Below are 15717 nucleotides of genomic sequence, written 5' to 3'. Positions count from 1 at the left end.
TGTTACTCTCCAGGAATAGGATCAGGCCGATGTTCTCGCCTATTATTGGGCAGGCAAGCGTACAGGCCAGCCTTTAAATCGTGCCAAGCTAAAGTCGTTAGAAAGAAAGGCGGTACGTCGCGTTTCCTGCGGGTAATCAGACAACGTAGCCAATGCAGAAAACCGCCGCTCAGATGAGCAAGGGTCGCCCCAACCGCATAAAGAGCACCGTGGTTTTTAGTGAAATAGTATAGACGCGAGTCGAACCAATACGTTGGCACTCGGCTCCAGGACTTCATGCCGGTCGATACCGAACCGATATGCATGACGCGACTGTCTCGCAAATAGTATGTCTGATACCCGGCTTTTGCAGCGCGGCGGCATAAATCTGTTTCTTCGAAATACAGAAAGAAGGTCTCGTCAAACAAACCAATTTCATCAAGGAGGCTTTGACGCATCATCAGACTTGCCCCAGCTAGCCAATCGACTGGGCGACTGTGATCGGGGATTGGAATTGGAACAACACGATGCGCCAGAATCCGGCTAACCGGCCCAAAGCGGATTGCGCTTTCAAATTCACTGGCGATCGACGGAAAGCGGAAACTGGTCAGATGCGGATCATCATCTTCGCCGTGAATATAGCTGCCGGCAAAACCAGTTTGTGGGTTGGTATCGAGATGATCACGCAGGATACGGATGGCCTCTTTTTCGGGAAAAGCGTCAGAGTTCAGCACATAAATGTAATCAGGTGCATGCCCATTGCTGAGCTTGGCGCGAATACCAACGTTGTTGCCTGCTCCATAACCACCATTGTGCTCGGATTGCAGTACTCTGACCCTGTTGTTTTTATTCCAACCTTGCGAGGCGGCATGTGCACACATCCGCTCAAATGACCCGTCTTGTGAATTATTGTCGACAAGGATGATTTCGCCTTCGACACCTTCCATTGCCTTGAGGGCTGCTTCGGCTGAGCGCAGGCTCATCTCGGCAGTCTTATAATTCAGAATAATGGTAAGGACGGCAGAACCGGACATTGTTATTCAGCCGCCTCCTGCCGGAGTTGTCGAAGAGGGGTAGAGAGTGCGGATTTGTCTGCGGCTTCCAGACTGCGCCGCATCCGAGCCGCGAGTACTCGTACATTGGGCTCCAACACCATGGAGTCATGATCTCCGGGGACTTCATGTATCTCAAGTTTAGGAGCCCATTCGGTCCAGTCATTATCAGGGCTCAGGTAGTCGCGATCGTCATTGACCAGACGGTCTGGCGCGACCTGCCATTTACCAACAAGTGGCGGGCGGAACAGAGTCAGCGGCCCATCCCAAGGTTTGAGCGGGTAATTGGCGATACTTTCCAAAAACGCAGCTTCAATGGCGGTATCGTGGAAATTTTGACCTGCTGTCGTGGTATCGTCTTCAAGGCGACGCTGTCGTTTCTCGACCTCCCAGGCGATACGGTTTTTTAGCCAAGTTATCGGGTAAGATAACCCCTTCTTCTTCAGCTCAAGCCACTGGATCACCGCTCGATCCCGCGTACTCAACGCCCGGGGGACCGGCAAAGGTGTATCCAGCATGATCAACGCCAGAACTTCCTCACCTGCTTCCGTTAACTGGCGGGCAATCTCGTAAGCGGTAATACCACCGCCGGAAAACCCGCCCAACATATAGGGGCCATGTGGCTGAACCTGACGCATTTCGGCGATATAATCACATGCCGCTTCGCACAGATCACGGTGGGGCTCCTCGTCGCCGTAAAGGCCGCGAGCCTGCAGTCCATAGAAGGGTCGGTCGGATCCGATCAGATGGGCCAGATGGCGCAAGTTGAGCACATTGCCAAACATGCCCGCCACCAAGAAGAAGGGTGTCTTCGATCCACCTTCGCCCGAATGCATCGGCACCAGATGCGTAAAGCGACGTGTAGGTGCGACTGGTGCATTTGCTGGGGTCACTTCCGCAGTGCCCTCGGTGGGGACACCACGTGCGGCGATCAATTCGGCACATTTGCGAATAGTAGGCGCCTCGAACAGCACTGAAATAGGGAAGTCCACATTGTAGGTTTTCCGAATCTGCGCAAAAAGCCGGACGGCGATCAGGGAATGCCCTCCAAGGTCGAAGAAACTGTCCTCGACCCCGATCTGATCAACCCCCAGCAGCTCCTGCCAGAACCCGGCCAATCGACGTTCAATATCATTGTCCGGCGCCACATATTCCCCGTCGAGGTCTGGGCGCTGGAATTTCTGCTCGCTGTCACCGGTGGACGCGCCCGTCTCTGCGGCCTGTTCAATCAGTCCGTTCAGGTCCAATGATGAGAGAATGACCTGCGATTGGTTCAACCTTAGTGCGCGGAAGAAGAGGTCAGCGCCTTCTGTCGAGGAAATACCTTGCGACAAGTTATGACGCAGGCGCTCTTCGGCAGGCGACAGAGGTTGTGCAAGTTCCACATCACCCGTACTCGCGGTGTTTGGTGCTTCACTATGGGCAAAGTCGGCAACGGATTCTATTCGCCGAATGGTGAAGCCTTCGACTTCGACACAGACACTGCCATCAGGCAGGGCAATTATGACATCGAAACTGGCCGTTTCGCCGTCAGCCTGATTGTCACCAGCGCTGCGCACCCAGCTCACGATTTGTGGCCCAAGCGGGTGGTGCACTTTCACCGAGCGATACGAAACGGGCACCCACAGATGGGTAGGTTGATAGCCTTCGATCAACTCCATCGCCCATCCCGTCGCCAAATCCATCAAGCCGGGGTGCAGATCATAGCCTGCGGTCAGATCGTCAGTTAGGCTTCCACGCAGGCTGAGATGGGCGATCCCTTCCTCGGCTCCAAGTGCTGTTTGGGTCAGAACCTGCCAGCGTGGGCCGAACTTCAAATGTGCTTCTTGTGCAGCTGTCAGGCGCGCATTTTCTTCGGCTTTGTACTGCGGAGCGCATCGGGCGATGATAGCAGCAATATCAAGAGGTTCTGGGTTTTCCAGCGGCAAGAGCGACAGGCTGGCCTGCGCGTTCATCTCAAAGCTCGATCCCCCTTCAGGTGCACTCTGTATCACCAGATCATAGCCCATATCGCTGCGTGGCAGGCGCAGTTGCACTTGTTGCCCGGCATCATCGTCAACAGCCAGCGGACGCAGAAAATAAAGGTCGCGAATTTCGAACGGGCCGGTTTCGCCTTGGGCGCGCAGGGCTTCGGAGGCAAGCTCCAGATAGCCTGTGCCCGGCACCAGCGCCTGACCCGCCTTGGTACGGTGATCATCAAGGAACCAGCGCTCCGCCACTTCATACTCTGCGGTAAAAACCCGATTTCCGGACCGGTCAAAAGTGGCGTTGTCCAACATGGGTTGGTCAATCGGTTCAACCGGCGCTTCTTCGGGCCCGATACGCGTTTCCATGGCGTCCGCGGCCATGCCCACATCGGACCAGATGCCCCAGTTTACAGCCAACACCTGTGTTTGATCTTCCGAGCGCGCGCGCGCATAGGCGTTGAGATACTCATTTGCGGCCACATAATCTATCTGCCCAATGGGCGCGGTTGCCGTCGAGGTCGAGGAAAACAAAACCAGCCAGTCAAGCGCCCCGTCAGGAAATACCTGATCAAGCACCTGTGTGCCGTGAATCTTGGGGGTAAAGATGTCTTCAATCTCCATCATGGACTTGGTCATAATGGGCGCGTCATCGATCAAGCCAGCGGCATGAATGACACCATGGATTTCTCCGAACTCTTGCGCGCTGCGCGCAATGATGCGCTGCATGTCTTCGACATTGCTGACGTCCCCAGCAATCGGCAGGACCTTCCCGCCAGCGGCTTCAAGTGTCTGGATGGCGCGGATGTTCCGGACGGTTCGGTCCTGCGGAGCATTCTGATGCAGTATTTGTTCCCAGCTGTCACGCGCAGGCAGAGGGCTACGGGCCATAAGAACGATGTTGGCTCCGGTTTTGCGGATCAGAGCTTCGGACAATGTGAGCCCAATACCTCCGAACCCACCGGTGATCAGATAAGTGCCCCCGTTGCGCAGAGGTAAATCTGCAATGTCAGGCTCAGGCAGAGGCTGCGACCGGTACCCCAGTACATAGCGTTTGCCGCCGCGAATGGCCGCCGTCAGCGTGGCAGGTTCTGCCAGCAGATCCTCAAGCACCTGACCCACCATGTCGCCGGGCAGCGCCGGGCGGCGGCGTTTGCCTTCGGCTTGAGGCAGATCGATATCGAGCAGGGCACATGTCAGGCCGGGAAACTCGCGCGGGATCACCCGCGTAGGACCTGTCAGCGTGGCTTTTTCCGGGTGCGGTAAATCTTCATCCCGAACCTGTAATGCGCCCGAGCTCAGCACATGCATGTGCAGCGGCATTGGTAGGTCTTCTTCGCCAATCGCCTGCGCCAGGAAAAAGAGACTGTAAAAGCCTTGCTCCAGATTGCGATGGAAGAAACTGCTGCCAGGGCGGAAACTTTCACGGTCTGTCAGGGACCAGCCATGCACGATACGTGTGGGCAGGCGGCTCTGATCCGACAAATCCCTGAGCAGCATGTCATAGCCTTCGCGCCCCCGCTCCGGGGCAAGACAGTAGTGATCTTCATGGATGCGCGCAAAACCGTCGCCAGGAACCACCGTGATGACGGCATGGCCAGCACCACGCAGGCGCTCAGCCAATTGACGACACAGCCCCGCTTCATCTTCAAAGACAAGCCAGCTTTCTGGTGGCACATCTTCCAGGCCCTGCGCCACGTCGATATCGCAAGCAGCATAGGTAGGGGTCCAGCTGACACGATACCCCCAGCCAGCGGGATCATCGCTGCGCATCAACCATTGAGTTTCAGCATCTGACTGGGCTTTGCCCGGCTCAATGAAATAAGGCGCGCGTTGGAAGGCGTAGCTGGGCAACACGACGCGATTGCGGCGCGCCTCGCCCCAATACTGGCCCCAGTCAAAATCTCCGCCCAACGCCCAGACCCGACCCAGCATCGCCAGGAAATATGCGTCATCAGCGATGTCATCCTTTGGATGGCGCAAGCTGCCGATAACTTGGTTGGCGTCAACCTTGTCATGCTGACCCGTTAACGAGGCCAGCGCTTTGCCCGGACCAACCTCGATGAAAATCCGTTCGGGGTTTTCTGCCAGTGTGGTGATGCAATCTGCGAAATGAACAGTGTTTCTGAGATGCCCAACCCAGTATTCTGGATCAGTTGCTTCCTCGGTTGTGATCCAGGTGCCGCTCCGGTTCGACGGAAAAGGAATTTGCGGAGCGTTCAGGGTGATACTGCGCAGGTAGTCCCCGAAATCCTGCAGGATCGGCTCTAACATGCGGGAATGGGCGGCGATGTCGATCTGGATACGCTGACAGTCGATGTCCTGCGCCTGCAATCGGTCTGCAAGCGCGTCAAGCGCGGCCTGAGGCCCGGTTGCAATACTCAAACCCGGAGCGTTCACCGCGCCCAAATCCAGATCATCCCCCAGCAGCGGGCGCAACTCATCTGCAGGCAGCGGTACGCTCAGCATGCCACCTGCGGGCACAGTATCAAAAAGCTGGCCGCGCAGATGTACAAGGCCGATGCAGTCTTCAAAGGACATGACACCGGCCACACAAGCAGCGGTGTTTTCCCCCATGGAATGACCGACAAGCGCGGCTGGTTCCACACCCCAACTGATCCAGAGCTGCGCCAGCGCATATTCCGTGATCATGATCAGCGGTAATTGCACCGACGGCGTGGTCAGGCGCGCGTCGGCCTCGGCTTCCTGTCCGGGTTCCGGCAGCCACAATGAACGGATGTCATAATCGATCTTGGGCTGCAAAATCTCCAATCCGCGATCCATCCAATCGGCAAAAACAGGCTCTGTTTCATAGAGATCGCGCGCCATGCCGGCATATTGTGCGCCGCCCCCGGGGAACATGAAGACATGATCGGGATTGTCGGAGATGACGGAATGCGTAAAGACCCGGCGAGGGTCGCCGCCTTCCAGAAGCGCCGCGGCTTCCTCGTGGCTTTCAGCAGCAATCACACGGCGTTTTTCAAATCCCTGGCGGCCTTCTTTGAGGGTCCATGCAATATCAGCCAGATCTTCATCCTGATGCCGACGCAAATGTGCGGCCAGTGCAGCTGAATTGCCCTCAAGCGCCTTTTTGCTGTGCGCAGAAATAGTTAACAACTGGAACGGCCAATCTGATGACTCAGATGCGGCCCGTGCGGGTGCTTCCTCCAGCACCACATGAGCATTGGTACCTCCAACACCCAGCGAGTTCACTCCGGCGCGTCGTGGCCCTTTGTGAGATGCCCATGGGGTCAACTGATCATTGACGCGAAACGGGCTGTCTTCGAAATCGATCGCCGGATTGGGTTTTTCATAGCCCAGGCTTGGTGGGATTTCCTGATGATACAGGGCCAAGGATGCCTTGATCAGACTCGCCACACCGGCGGCTGTATCCAGATGGCCAATATTGGTTTTCACCGATCCAAGCTTGCAAAAACCCGTCTCATCGGTGGTGTCAGAAAAGGCCTGTGTCAGCGCAGCCACCTCGATCGGGTCACCAAGATATGTACCAGTGCCGTGGCATTCCACATAGTCGAGCGTATCTGCCGTAACATCGGCCATGACATGGGCTTCCGATATGGCGGCGGCCTGTCCTTCGACGGAAGGAGCCAGATACCCGGCCTTGTCAGCACCATCATTGTTGATCGCCGTGCCCCTGATCACACCCCAGATGTGATCGCCATCGGCAATTGCATCTGACAAGCGGCGAAGGATAACGGCCCCCGCCCCCGATCCAAAAACCGTCCCCTGCGCCCGATGATCAAAGGCATGGCAATGACCATCCGGCGACAGGACCTCACCTTCTTTGTAGATATAGCCGCGATTTTGCGGCAGCTCGATGGTGACACCCCCGGCAATCGCCATATCACACTCACCGGTCAACAGCGCTTGCGTAGCATAATGTGTTGCCACCAGTGAGGTTGAACAGGCCGTTTGCACATTCACGCTGGGCCCCTTGAGATCAAGAATATGGCTCAGCCGCGTCGAGAGGAAATCCTTGTCATTGCCGGTATGACGCAACAGGAACATGCCCACGTCGTCCACAAGGTCAGCATTCGAGCAAATGTTGAAATAAAAATAGCTGCCCATACCACAACCGGCGAAGACCCCAATCGGACCTGAAAAGCTCTCGGGTGTATGGCCGGCATTTTCCAGAGCCTCCCAGGACACCTCAAGGAATTGGCGATGCTGCGGATCCATGATGGCAGCTTCCTTGGGGGAGAGGCCAAAAAACTCGGCATCAAAACCCTCAAACCCCTCCAGAGGGGCGGCAAAAGGCACATAATCCGGTCGGTTTAGCAAATGCGGAGCTTCACCCGCTGCGCGTAGATCGTCTTCGCTAAGATGGCGGATGGATTCAATGCCGTCCCGCAGGTTGTGCCAATACTCTTCAACCGAGGCCGCCCCAGGCAAATGCGCGGCCATGCCAACAATGGCAATATCGTTTTCCCGAACGGAACTACTCACTTAAATACACCTATGACTGAACCGCATTGATCTTATGCAGTGCGAACAATGTTGCCAAACAAATCTGGCATTTTAAACACTATACAAATTTTGTGAGGATTTTTATCCCAACAGAATGAGACACATTTTTCATAAGCTAAAGGAACTCTCCAGAAAATGCCTTGGTTTGCGCGACCATAAGACGCGTGAAATCTGTTTAACTCAACGATAGACTGTCTGCAAAATGGATACAGAAAGTCGCTTTGGGGCAGTTTTGTTGCGTTATTGTCTGATGTCAGACGCAGGTTAGCAACTGTATTTCTCAAGCGGTCTGAGCGGACCATTTTTGTCTAGATTTGACGAGAACGTAACGGGCGCAACTCTTCTCTATCTCTTGGCAGATGCTGCAGAATCTTTTTCAGTCCTCCGTGGCGTTGAAGTCTTGATCGACCGTTATCTGGCCTAGACGGTATGTTACCGATAATATTCCTGATCGAGTAATAGAAGAAACATTACAACACGAAACGACCACACAGTGCTCTGGGCTACCGCCCTCCGGTCTCAGCATCCATCATCCAGATGGACCAAACGCCAGTCGTGCACTAACAATCAAATTGGACCACTAAAGTGGGGCTGATCAGATCAAAACAGCTTCTTTGAAATCCAGACACTCAGCCAATATGCAAAGAAAGACTAAGTAACATGAGTACTAAGAAACTGCGAGTGCTGGTTATTGCTGAAGCCGCAAACCCTGAGTGGGTGAGTGTCCCCCTTGTTGGATGGTCGCTGTACAACGCACTACGAGAAGTTGCGGATGTTCACCTAGTGACGCAAATACGAAATCGCGAAGCAATAGCGCGGGCGGGGCTACAAGAAGGCACCGATTTCACCGCATTAGATTCCGAGGCACTAGCACGGCCCATGTGGAAAATCGCCAGTGTTTTGCGCATGGGAGAGGGAAAGGGATGGACCACCGAGGCGGCGATTAGTGCCATCGCTTATCCCTATTTCGAAAAACTCGTCTGGAGAAAGTTCGGCAGCCGCATTCGGGAAGGATACTATGACATTGTCCATCGTATTACACCCCTTTCACCAACCGCCCCAAGTTCTTTGGCAAAACGATGTTTAAGGGCAGGCGTCCCATTTGTGCTAGGGCCACTGAACGGGGGCGTGCCTTGGCCTGACGGATTTGATGCAGAGCGAAGACGAGAACGTGAGTGGCTATCTTATGTGCGAGGAGCCTATAAACTCCTGCCCGGAAGAACTGCAACATTGGCTTCGGCAAGTGCTATTTTGACGGGATCAAGATACACTGAAAGCGAGATCCCAAAACAATTTCAAACAAAGTGCATTTATATTCCTGAAAACGCTGTCGATATGACGCGCTTTAACCAAGTCGCTTCTCATTCTGGCAATTTACCTTTGCGCGCATGCTTCATTGGGCGCCTCGTACCGTACAAAGGCCCTGACATGTTAATAGAGGCCGCTGCCCCATTTCTTGCTGACGGACGAATGACACTAGATATCATCGGTGATGGCCCGATGATGCCTGATTTGATAGCGACCACTCAAAACCTTGGAGTTACAGGTTCAGTATTTTTTCATGGCTGGGTTGAACACAAGGATGTCCAAGAAACCGCGAGCAAATGCCAGTTATTAACTTTTCCAAGCATCCGCGAATTTGGCGGAGGTGTGGTATTGGAAGCAATGGCAATGGGACTTGTGCCAGTTATAGTAGACTATGCTGGACCGGGCGAACTGGTAATTTCTGGCACGGGCTACAAGGTCCAGATAGGATCTCGCGACGAGATAATCGAGCGGTTTCGAGATGAGTTGGAGAGCATTTTAAACAAATTGGATGAACTAGTGGAAGTATCAGACGTTATTAGAGAATACGTGAGAAACCACTTTACCTGGCAAGCCAAGGCACAACAGATAAGCGACGTGTACGATTGGGTTACCAAACGCTCAATCGAGAAACCCACCCCATTCCCCGTAAAATTACCCATTGTTGAGCAAAAGATGAAGAAACCTCACTTTTCTTCTTAAAGACTAATTCTCAAGTGTTGGACATCCTATCCAGTTATTCGGCTACTGGCAGAGAACCCTCTAAATGGTTAGGCAGGATCTTCCGAAAAGCACCTGTTTCATCTCCTTCCCAACTTTGGGTGACATAGTCGCGCGCGGCATAAAACGACACTCCAGCGTCGCAAAAAAGATCGTAGGTCGTACGGAATCTTTCGGTCTGGGAAATTTGATCAGAGGCCGCATCTAGATACCCGGAAAGCGGCACCCATTCGGACGGGCACGTGCTGTCGGATGGAAAAATCGGCAACACATCTGGCGGACTCTCCCAAAACACGTTGCTGTTGAACCCATGCTGATTGGGCACGTCTGATCGGTAACCATCATCGGGCGCATGGGCCATTTTCGTCCAGTTCAATCCGAGTAAATCCAGGACTTCGTGATCGTAGGTCATGCGAATGGCACCAGCGGCGAACACACCTATGGAAGGTGTGCCCGGAAGTGCGTTCAGCTTGTCTCCAAGCACACGTCCCGCGTCCGCGATCGCAAATTCTATGATCATATTGCCTTTTGTTTGCACAAAACGGGTTCCAGCCACCAAGGCAATCACGACGAATGGTACAATCAGCAAGGTTGAAATCTGCCACTGCGGCCGATCTGTGGGGACCCAGCTCGCCAACCCAGCCACAATGATGGGCAAAGCCAGCGGCAGAAAATACAGAAACTGCCGATGTGATCCGAAGTGGTCTCCGCCAAGTACGGTATAGACCATTACACCGCCTACGATCAGATAGACCGAAAGCCAGAAGGCCCCCCTTTGCGCCCAGCCCCCACGTGACAGCACCATCGCACCAGACAGACAGAAACTGACGAACAACAAGACATTCTGCGGTTCTTGTAAGTAAGACAACACATAGCGCGCGCCGAGTTCAGCTTGCGCCAGAAGATCAGTCGAGGTTTTGGCATAGAAGGTGTTGGGAACCGGATAACCAAAATAACTCAGCCGCCACGCTGTGGCGGCGGCAAAACTCCCCACGCCTGCCAATCCGATCACAAGCCCGGTCAACAGACCTGGCACAGCAAAAAGTAGCCAGCGCAATACGTAAAACCCCGCAAGCGCCATGGTCAGTGCGATCCCTTCAGGTCGCGTCACAGGCAACAGCGCGGCCAGCACCGCTACCCCCAAAACTAGATTACCGCGCGGCCCTGCCCTGTCGATCCGGCATAAGAGCCAAACCATCACTGCGATCACCATGACCCACAGCGTGACATCCATCAGCGACCAGATCATCCAGCCGAAAAACGCCGGGAAGGCCAGAAAGGCCGCCCCGGTCAGAAGCGCGGGGATCGGCCCACTTTCAGCTGTCAACTCCCGGGTGATCCGCATGGCGCTAAAGAGTGTAACCCAGGCAAACACGGCGCTAAGCGCTGCCAGGCCTATTTCAGGCGTGCTTGAGATCCAGAAGGCCACTGCGTTGATCAGAGTCCAGATAAGCGAGGTTGAGCCTTCGACCCGCTCGCCGCCGATATTGTAGACATAGCCATGCCCCGCCGCGAGGTTGCGACCATAAACCTGCGTGATGTTGGCATCGTCAATGCCAACCGTCGGCATCAGAACCCAATATGCCAGAGCGGCACCTAGCATGGTGATCAGAAGCGCCACCAGCGCCGTCAGTCCATGATCCGAACGTGAAGAATAGGCCATATGTCAATGCTCGAGCAAAAGTTCGATATCCTTTGAAATCTCTGCATCCGTCAGAATGCTCAAATCGGGATGGGTCGGGAAATTGATCAGCCGCTCGTAAATGGCACTGACCTGTGGCAGCGGTGCAAGCGGCGGGTACTGCCGGGCGATATCCACACCAAGCTTCAGGGTGGCAAGACGTGCATGATCAATCGGACGTGGCAACAATACGGGTATGCTGTTGGTGACCGGGGCTCCATCCGTTGGCAAAAGCGATGCGGCGCCCGCGTCCGTGAAGAGGGCGGCAATGCGGGTACGCTGTTCGAGATAACCGGGTTTCCACTTAGCGACGTTTGCAAGCCGCGCAATCAGAAACGCACATGAGATGTCAGAGATTTTGCCATTGTTTAGCCAGTATTCTGGCGCCTCTGGTATCCGGTCGTAGTTGATCAGCAGGCGCAGAAACTGGGCCGCCGAAGCTGGCGATAGCACCATCCCCCCTTCACCCAATCCATAGGGTTTCGTGTGGTGCAGGCTGAAAACCTGCCACGGCCAAGGCGGAATGTTGCGCGCCATCCCTGCAGCGTTGTCTATGATGAGCTGCTTGCCAGTTTGCTTGGCAAAAGCGATGAACCGGTCAAAATCTCGTACCAGACCAAAAGGGTTGGTAACGATAATGCCATCATAGCTGTCGGCCTCCAGCGTCAGGATATCGTCGAGGTCCATGACGCCCTGTTCGTCGCAATCGACGAAAGACATGTCCGAGAAATATCCTCGCCCGAGGTTCTTGAAGCTGAAGGCAGACCCAACCCACCTCAGTTTCGGCACTCCTGTGTCAGCCGCCAAGGCTCGTGCAGCCATCTCCAGCGCGATCCCAGCATTGGCACAAGGCGTCAGCGTCAGTTCAGGACCCAGCGACATATGCGTGGAGTAATCGGCGACCAACTGGTCATAAAGAGGTCCAAAGTTGGCCCATTGGTTCATGGCCGAACAGGTTTCCAACAAGCTGGCGACCAAAGGTATGTCTGGATTCTTCGCCTCAACGAATTTCACAGCTAAGTGTGTCGTGGTGAATTTTCGGGCTTTTTTTTCAGCCTTTTCCATCCCAATTCCCTTGAGGGTATTGCTATAATTTAGCCGCTCTTCAATTGTACGTGCATCTCGAGGAATCTGCTTCAAAGCCTTTCCAATAAGCGTTTCAAACTATCCGGTTCAACTTGAAATCCGTTGTCGACCGGGTCTCCGACAAGGAAAGCGTAAGACAAGCCCATCCTGTCAGTAAACTCTTTATATACCATCGAAAAACGATCTGGTGGCTGTATGATCAAAAAGGCACCACCATCGGCAACGGAAAAAAGCGCGTGGGCGATATGGCTGCCTTCGACACCAGCAACGACACGAGCCCCCATAGACAGTCGGGTAATTTCCTCCCCATCCATTTGGTCAGGGTCGATGATCACGAAGCCCTCGGCCTTCAGTTCTTGGGCAATTTCAGCCTCATTAATCAATTCACGACGCTCGCCACCGCGCCCACGCAGGATATAAACGCCCCGTCGGTCCGGAAGAGGTCCATCAGCACACACAAACCGACGCGCCCGCGCCCGCAGCTCCTGATACCTCGCTGCCCGGAATGCATTTTGTCCGACATCTGAGTAAACGGTCAGATTCCTGACACGGCCACGCATAACCACAGGCGGTGCAGCCATACCGAAGACCTTACGATATCCCTCTTCGTGCCAGCGGGGTAACGCGCATAAGGTGATTGGATGATCATTCGGCCCGGGCAACAACTCCATGGGCAGGTTGTCCCACATGAAATGACCGAAATGCTCACTTCCGACCCTGCAGGTCACAAGTTGTGCACTGTCCAACTCCTGCCATTCTCTCTGGGGCTTCCCAAACAATCTGTCGTTGCCCGCCCCATAGCGCCCCCGCAATGCACCCTTATAAAGATACGCGCCTGAAACCAGTACATCTGACATCTCGTAAGACAAGGTCGGCCCGTGGTCCATTGGCGCGCCCTTGATCAAAACCTGTTCGATATCCCAGCTGCGCCAAGGAGCAATCCTTTGCACTTTTTCCAGGTCTACTTCCGAATACACCGCAGGCTGGCTTGAGGAGCGCTCACCTGGGGCCAGTTCGTGAACACGATCTGCCCTACTCAGAAAGTCGCCCCCGCGCCCCCGTGCCAAGCGCGCGGCCATCCAACGCATTTTGATAGTGTCGATCACCACAAAAGAATCCTCTCTGGTTGGGAAGCCGGCACTTTACAACTGTACAGACAAGGCTTGGCAAGGTCATCAAACATACAGCGATCAGGCAAGGCTCAGTCTTTGAAAAAGTGGATCGCGAGCGGATGACGTTTTAATCAAGGATTTGATCTTTTCACTCTATGAGGAAAGAGCACGCGTGGTCCGCGTCTGGTGATACCAAATTGCGTTTCATCATAAATTTCGGAGCTTATGCCGTTATTTTTGCCTTCTGGCCAGAAGGTTTTCGAAAACAGATTTCCCTCTCGCTAATTCATCCCTATTCAAAAACGGGGGAGAACAGATGTTGCAAACCCAGAGCTGTGGTTATGGTTACGTGGTTGTTGTCGTGATATGCGGCTCTTCCATCCTTCATCGCTGAACAAATGTCGCCCGTACAAAACTCCGGCCAGGTTTCCAGAAGTGTGACATTCGGGCGGCGCAGCACGGGTTCGAGCGCTCGATTAGTGTTGTACATTCGTTGTTTCAAATCTTTGCTTTGAACCAGTGTACGGGCCATAAGTTCGCTGTCATCCATGCCACGTAGCGCCGCATCGCGTGCCAAAAAATATGATAGATAGTTTGAAATTTCTGGCGGATGTTCCAATACGAACACCCTGTCAGATTTATTCTCCAGTTCATCAACGGTAAAATGAAGAGCCTTTGCAAAAAGTTGTGGCTGATCATCCCCAGAAAGCCCGCCAATTGATGGAAACAACTTGGTCGTTGTTCCTTCATCCAAGCCGACGCCCTTACCCTCAACATGATAGGCCCAGCGACTCACTAAAAGCACCGCCTTCAAATCCGGCAATTCTTCCAAGCCTTTCTGAAGAGACGTATTTGCGGTTTCGCATTTCCTGTCTTCTAATTCTGGCTGAAAGCTCTCGTCCTTTCCAATCCCGAACACAGGTGCGCAGCCAAGCTGCCAAACAACCAATGTAGGCACGCCAGCCGATCTTGCGGCAGCCTCTATACCAGCCGACAAAGCAACAAGGTGGCTGTCTCCCCAAATCAATACTTCAGGGTCACCTTCTGGGCCGATGTGGCAAACTGTGCTGCCCGGAAAGGCGTAGCTCTCGGAAAGACGGCAGGTCGGTGTATCCCATCTGAAGTCCTGTGAAGCTTCAATGTGGGTACGTACATCGTGGGGGAAGCGTTCGACTATCCCATCCCCAAGATAGATCACCGCGCCACCGCCTAGGGTGATTATCGAGGCTCCGGCAGCGCCTCCCAAAAGCGCCTGAGGTTTCAGATTGCCAAAACGAACAGGTTTTTCAATGAACCGTAAGGACGCCCAAGCCAATATCACAGAGACGCCGATCAACATCACTCGTACCAGCAGGCTCAATTCCTCACCCGAATAGTATTGGGCCAGCACGATCACCGGCCAGTGCCAAAGGTAGAGGGAATAGGAAATCAACCCGATGAAGACGAGCACCGGATGGTTCAATGCCCAATTGACGGGATTGTCATGTTTACCGTTTCCGATGATCAGAACTGCGCCCAGAACCGGCGCAAGGGGCCAGATCCCCGGGAAACTCTCGTCCGACGGGATCAGCGTCACGGACCCAACAATCAGCAGTAAGCCGATCCAGCTGACAAGCGGATGTATGGACCATCGCCAGCCATAGCGATGCCCAAAGATCGCCAGACAAACACCAGCAAGAAGCTCCCAGGCCCGGAAGGGGAACAGATAGAAAGCCGCGGGCTGAGACAGGGAGGTGAAGCCAATACATGCCACCAATGACACCAGCCCAAGACTAATCAGGATAGCTGGCAGCCATTTTTGGGCACGTCGTAAAAGCAAAAGAAAAAGCGGCAATATGATGTAAAACTGCTCTTCGACCGCCAGTGACCACGTATGTAACAAAAGTTTCTCGTCCGCTGCGGTGTCGAAATATCCCGCAGACAGGTAGAAATAAACGTTGGACAAATAGACCGTAGAAGAGATCAACTCTTTGCCCAGCTCTTGAAACTCGAACGGCAGAAGGACAAACCAGCCGACCACAAGGCAACTGATCGCCATCGTGAAATAGGCTGGTGCCAGTCGCCGTATCCGGCGGAGAAAAAACTGGTCCCATCGGATTCCACCCGTCTGGGTGAGTTCCGACCAAAGCAACCCGCCAATCAGAAAACCGGAGATGACAAAGAAGATATCAACGCCAACAAACCCGCCACCCAGACCGGGGAGCGAAAAATGGAAAAACACAACCGGCAGGATCGCCAAGGCGCGCAAGCCATCGATTTCACGTCTGTAGTCAGATGATGAGACCGTCATCCTTTGTCCCTAGAAGTACTCAATAATCAAATTTACCGAT

General features: G+C 54.0%; 7 protein-coding genes and 1 pseudogene. 2 read left to right on the top strand and 6 right to left on the bottom strand.

What is annotated here, in order from left to right; translation table 11 throughout:
- Positions 1-2: 2 nt before the first annotated feature.
- On the bottom strand, positions 3-1013 hold the full coding sequence (locus I5192_RS22150; protein ID WP_170399623.1) for a glycosyltransferase family 2 protein: 1011 nt from the start codon (positions 1011-1013) through the stop codon (positions 3-5).
- Positions 1014-1015: 2 nt separating this feature from the next.
- Positions 1016-7462 carry a type I polyketide synthase gene (locus I5192_RS22145; protein WP_223118737.1) on the bottom strand — a complete coding sequence of 2149 codons (6447 nt, stop codon included), beginning with the start codon at positions 7460-7462 and terminating at the stop codon, positions 1016-1018.
- A 486-nt stretch (positions 7463-7948) separates the two neighbouring features.
- On the opposite strand from I5192_RS22145, the pseudogene I5192_RS22820 reads away from it, so the two are divergent.
- A pseudogene (locus tag I5192_RS22820) lies at positions 7949-8047 on the top strand (integrase core domain-containing protein); the annotation flags it as partial.
- A 96-nt stretch (positions 8048-8143) separates the two neighbouring features.
- Positions 8144-9490: a glycosyltransferase family 4 protein gene (locus tag I5192_RS22135; RefSeq protein ID WP_170567812.1), complete on the top strand. Its 1347-nt coding sequence runs from the start codon at positions 8144-8146 to the stop codon at positions 9488-9490.
- Positions 9491-9524: 34 nt separating this feature from the next.
- Here I5192_RS22135 and I5192_RS22130 read toward each other — a convergent pair whose 3' ends face one another.
- The 4 genes from I5192_RS22130 to I5192_RS22115 form a co-directional block, all read right to left on the bottom strand.
- Complete coding sequence (locus I5192_RS22130; RefSeq protein ID WP_223118736.1) at positions 9525-11171, bottom strand: hypothetical protein; 1647 nt, start codon at positions 11169-11171, stop codon at positions 9525-9527.
- A 3-nt stretch (positions 11172-11174) separates the two neighbouring features.
- Positions 11175-12254, bottom strand: coding sequence for a DegT/DnrJ/EryC1/StrS family aminotransferase (locus tag I5192_RS22125; protein WP_170567817.1), 1080 nt, complete (start codon positions 12252-12254; stop codon positions 11175-11177).
- 71 nt (positions 12255-12325) lie between these two features.
- Positions 12326-13381, bottom strand: coding sequence for a glycosyltransferase 61 family protein (locus I5192_RS22120; protein ID WP_223118735.1), 1056 nt, complete (start codon positions 13379-13381; stop codon positions 12326-12328).
- Positions 13382-13679: 298 nt separating this feature from the next.
- Positions 13680-15677 carry an acyltransferase family protein gene (locus tag I5192_RS22115; protein ID WP_255612278.1) on the bottom strand — a complete coding sequence of 666 codons (1998 nt, stop codon included), beginning with the start codon at positions 15675-15677 and terminating at the stop codon, positions 13680-13682.
- Positions 15678-15717 lie beyond the last annotated feature (40 nt).

Source organism: Ruegeria sp. SCSIO 43209 (genome assembly GCF_019904295.1).
Taxonomy (GTDB): domain Bacteria; phylum Pseudomonadota; class Alphaproteobacteria; order Rhodobacterales; family Rhodobacteraceae; genus Ruegeria.
Note: the sequence above shows the minus strand (reverse complement) of the source record. Positions and strands in the feature narration are given on the sequence as shown.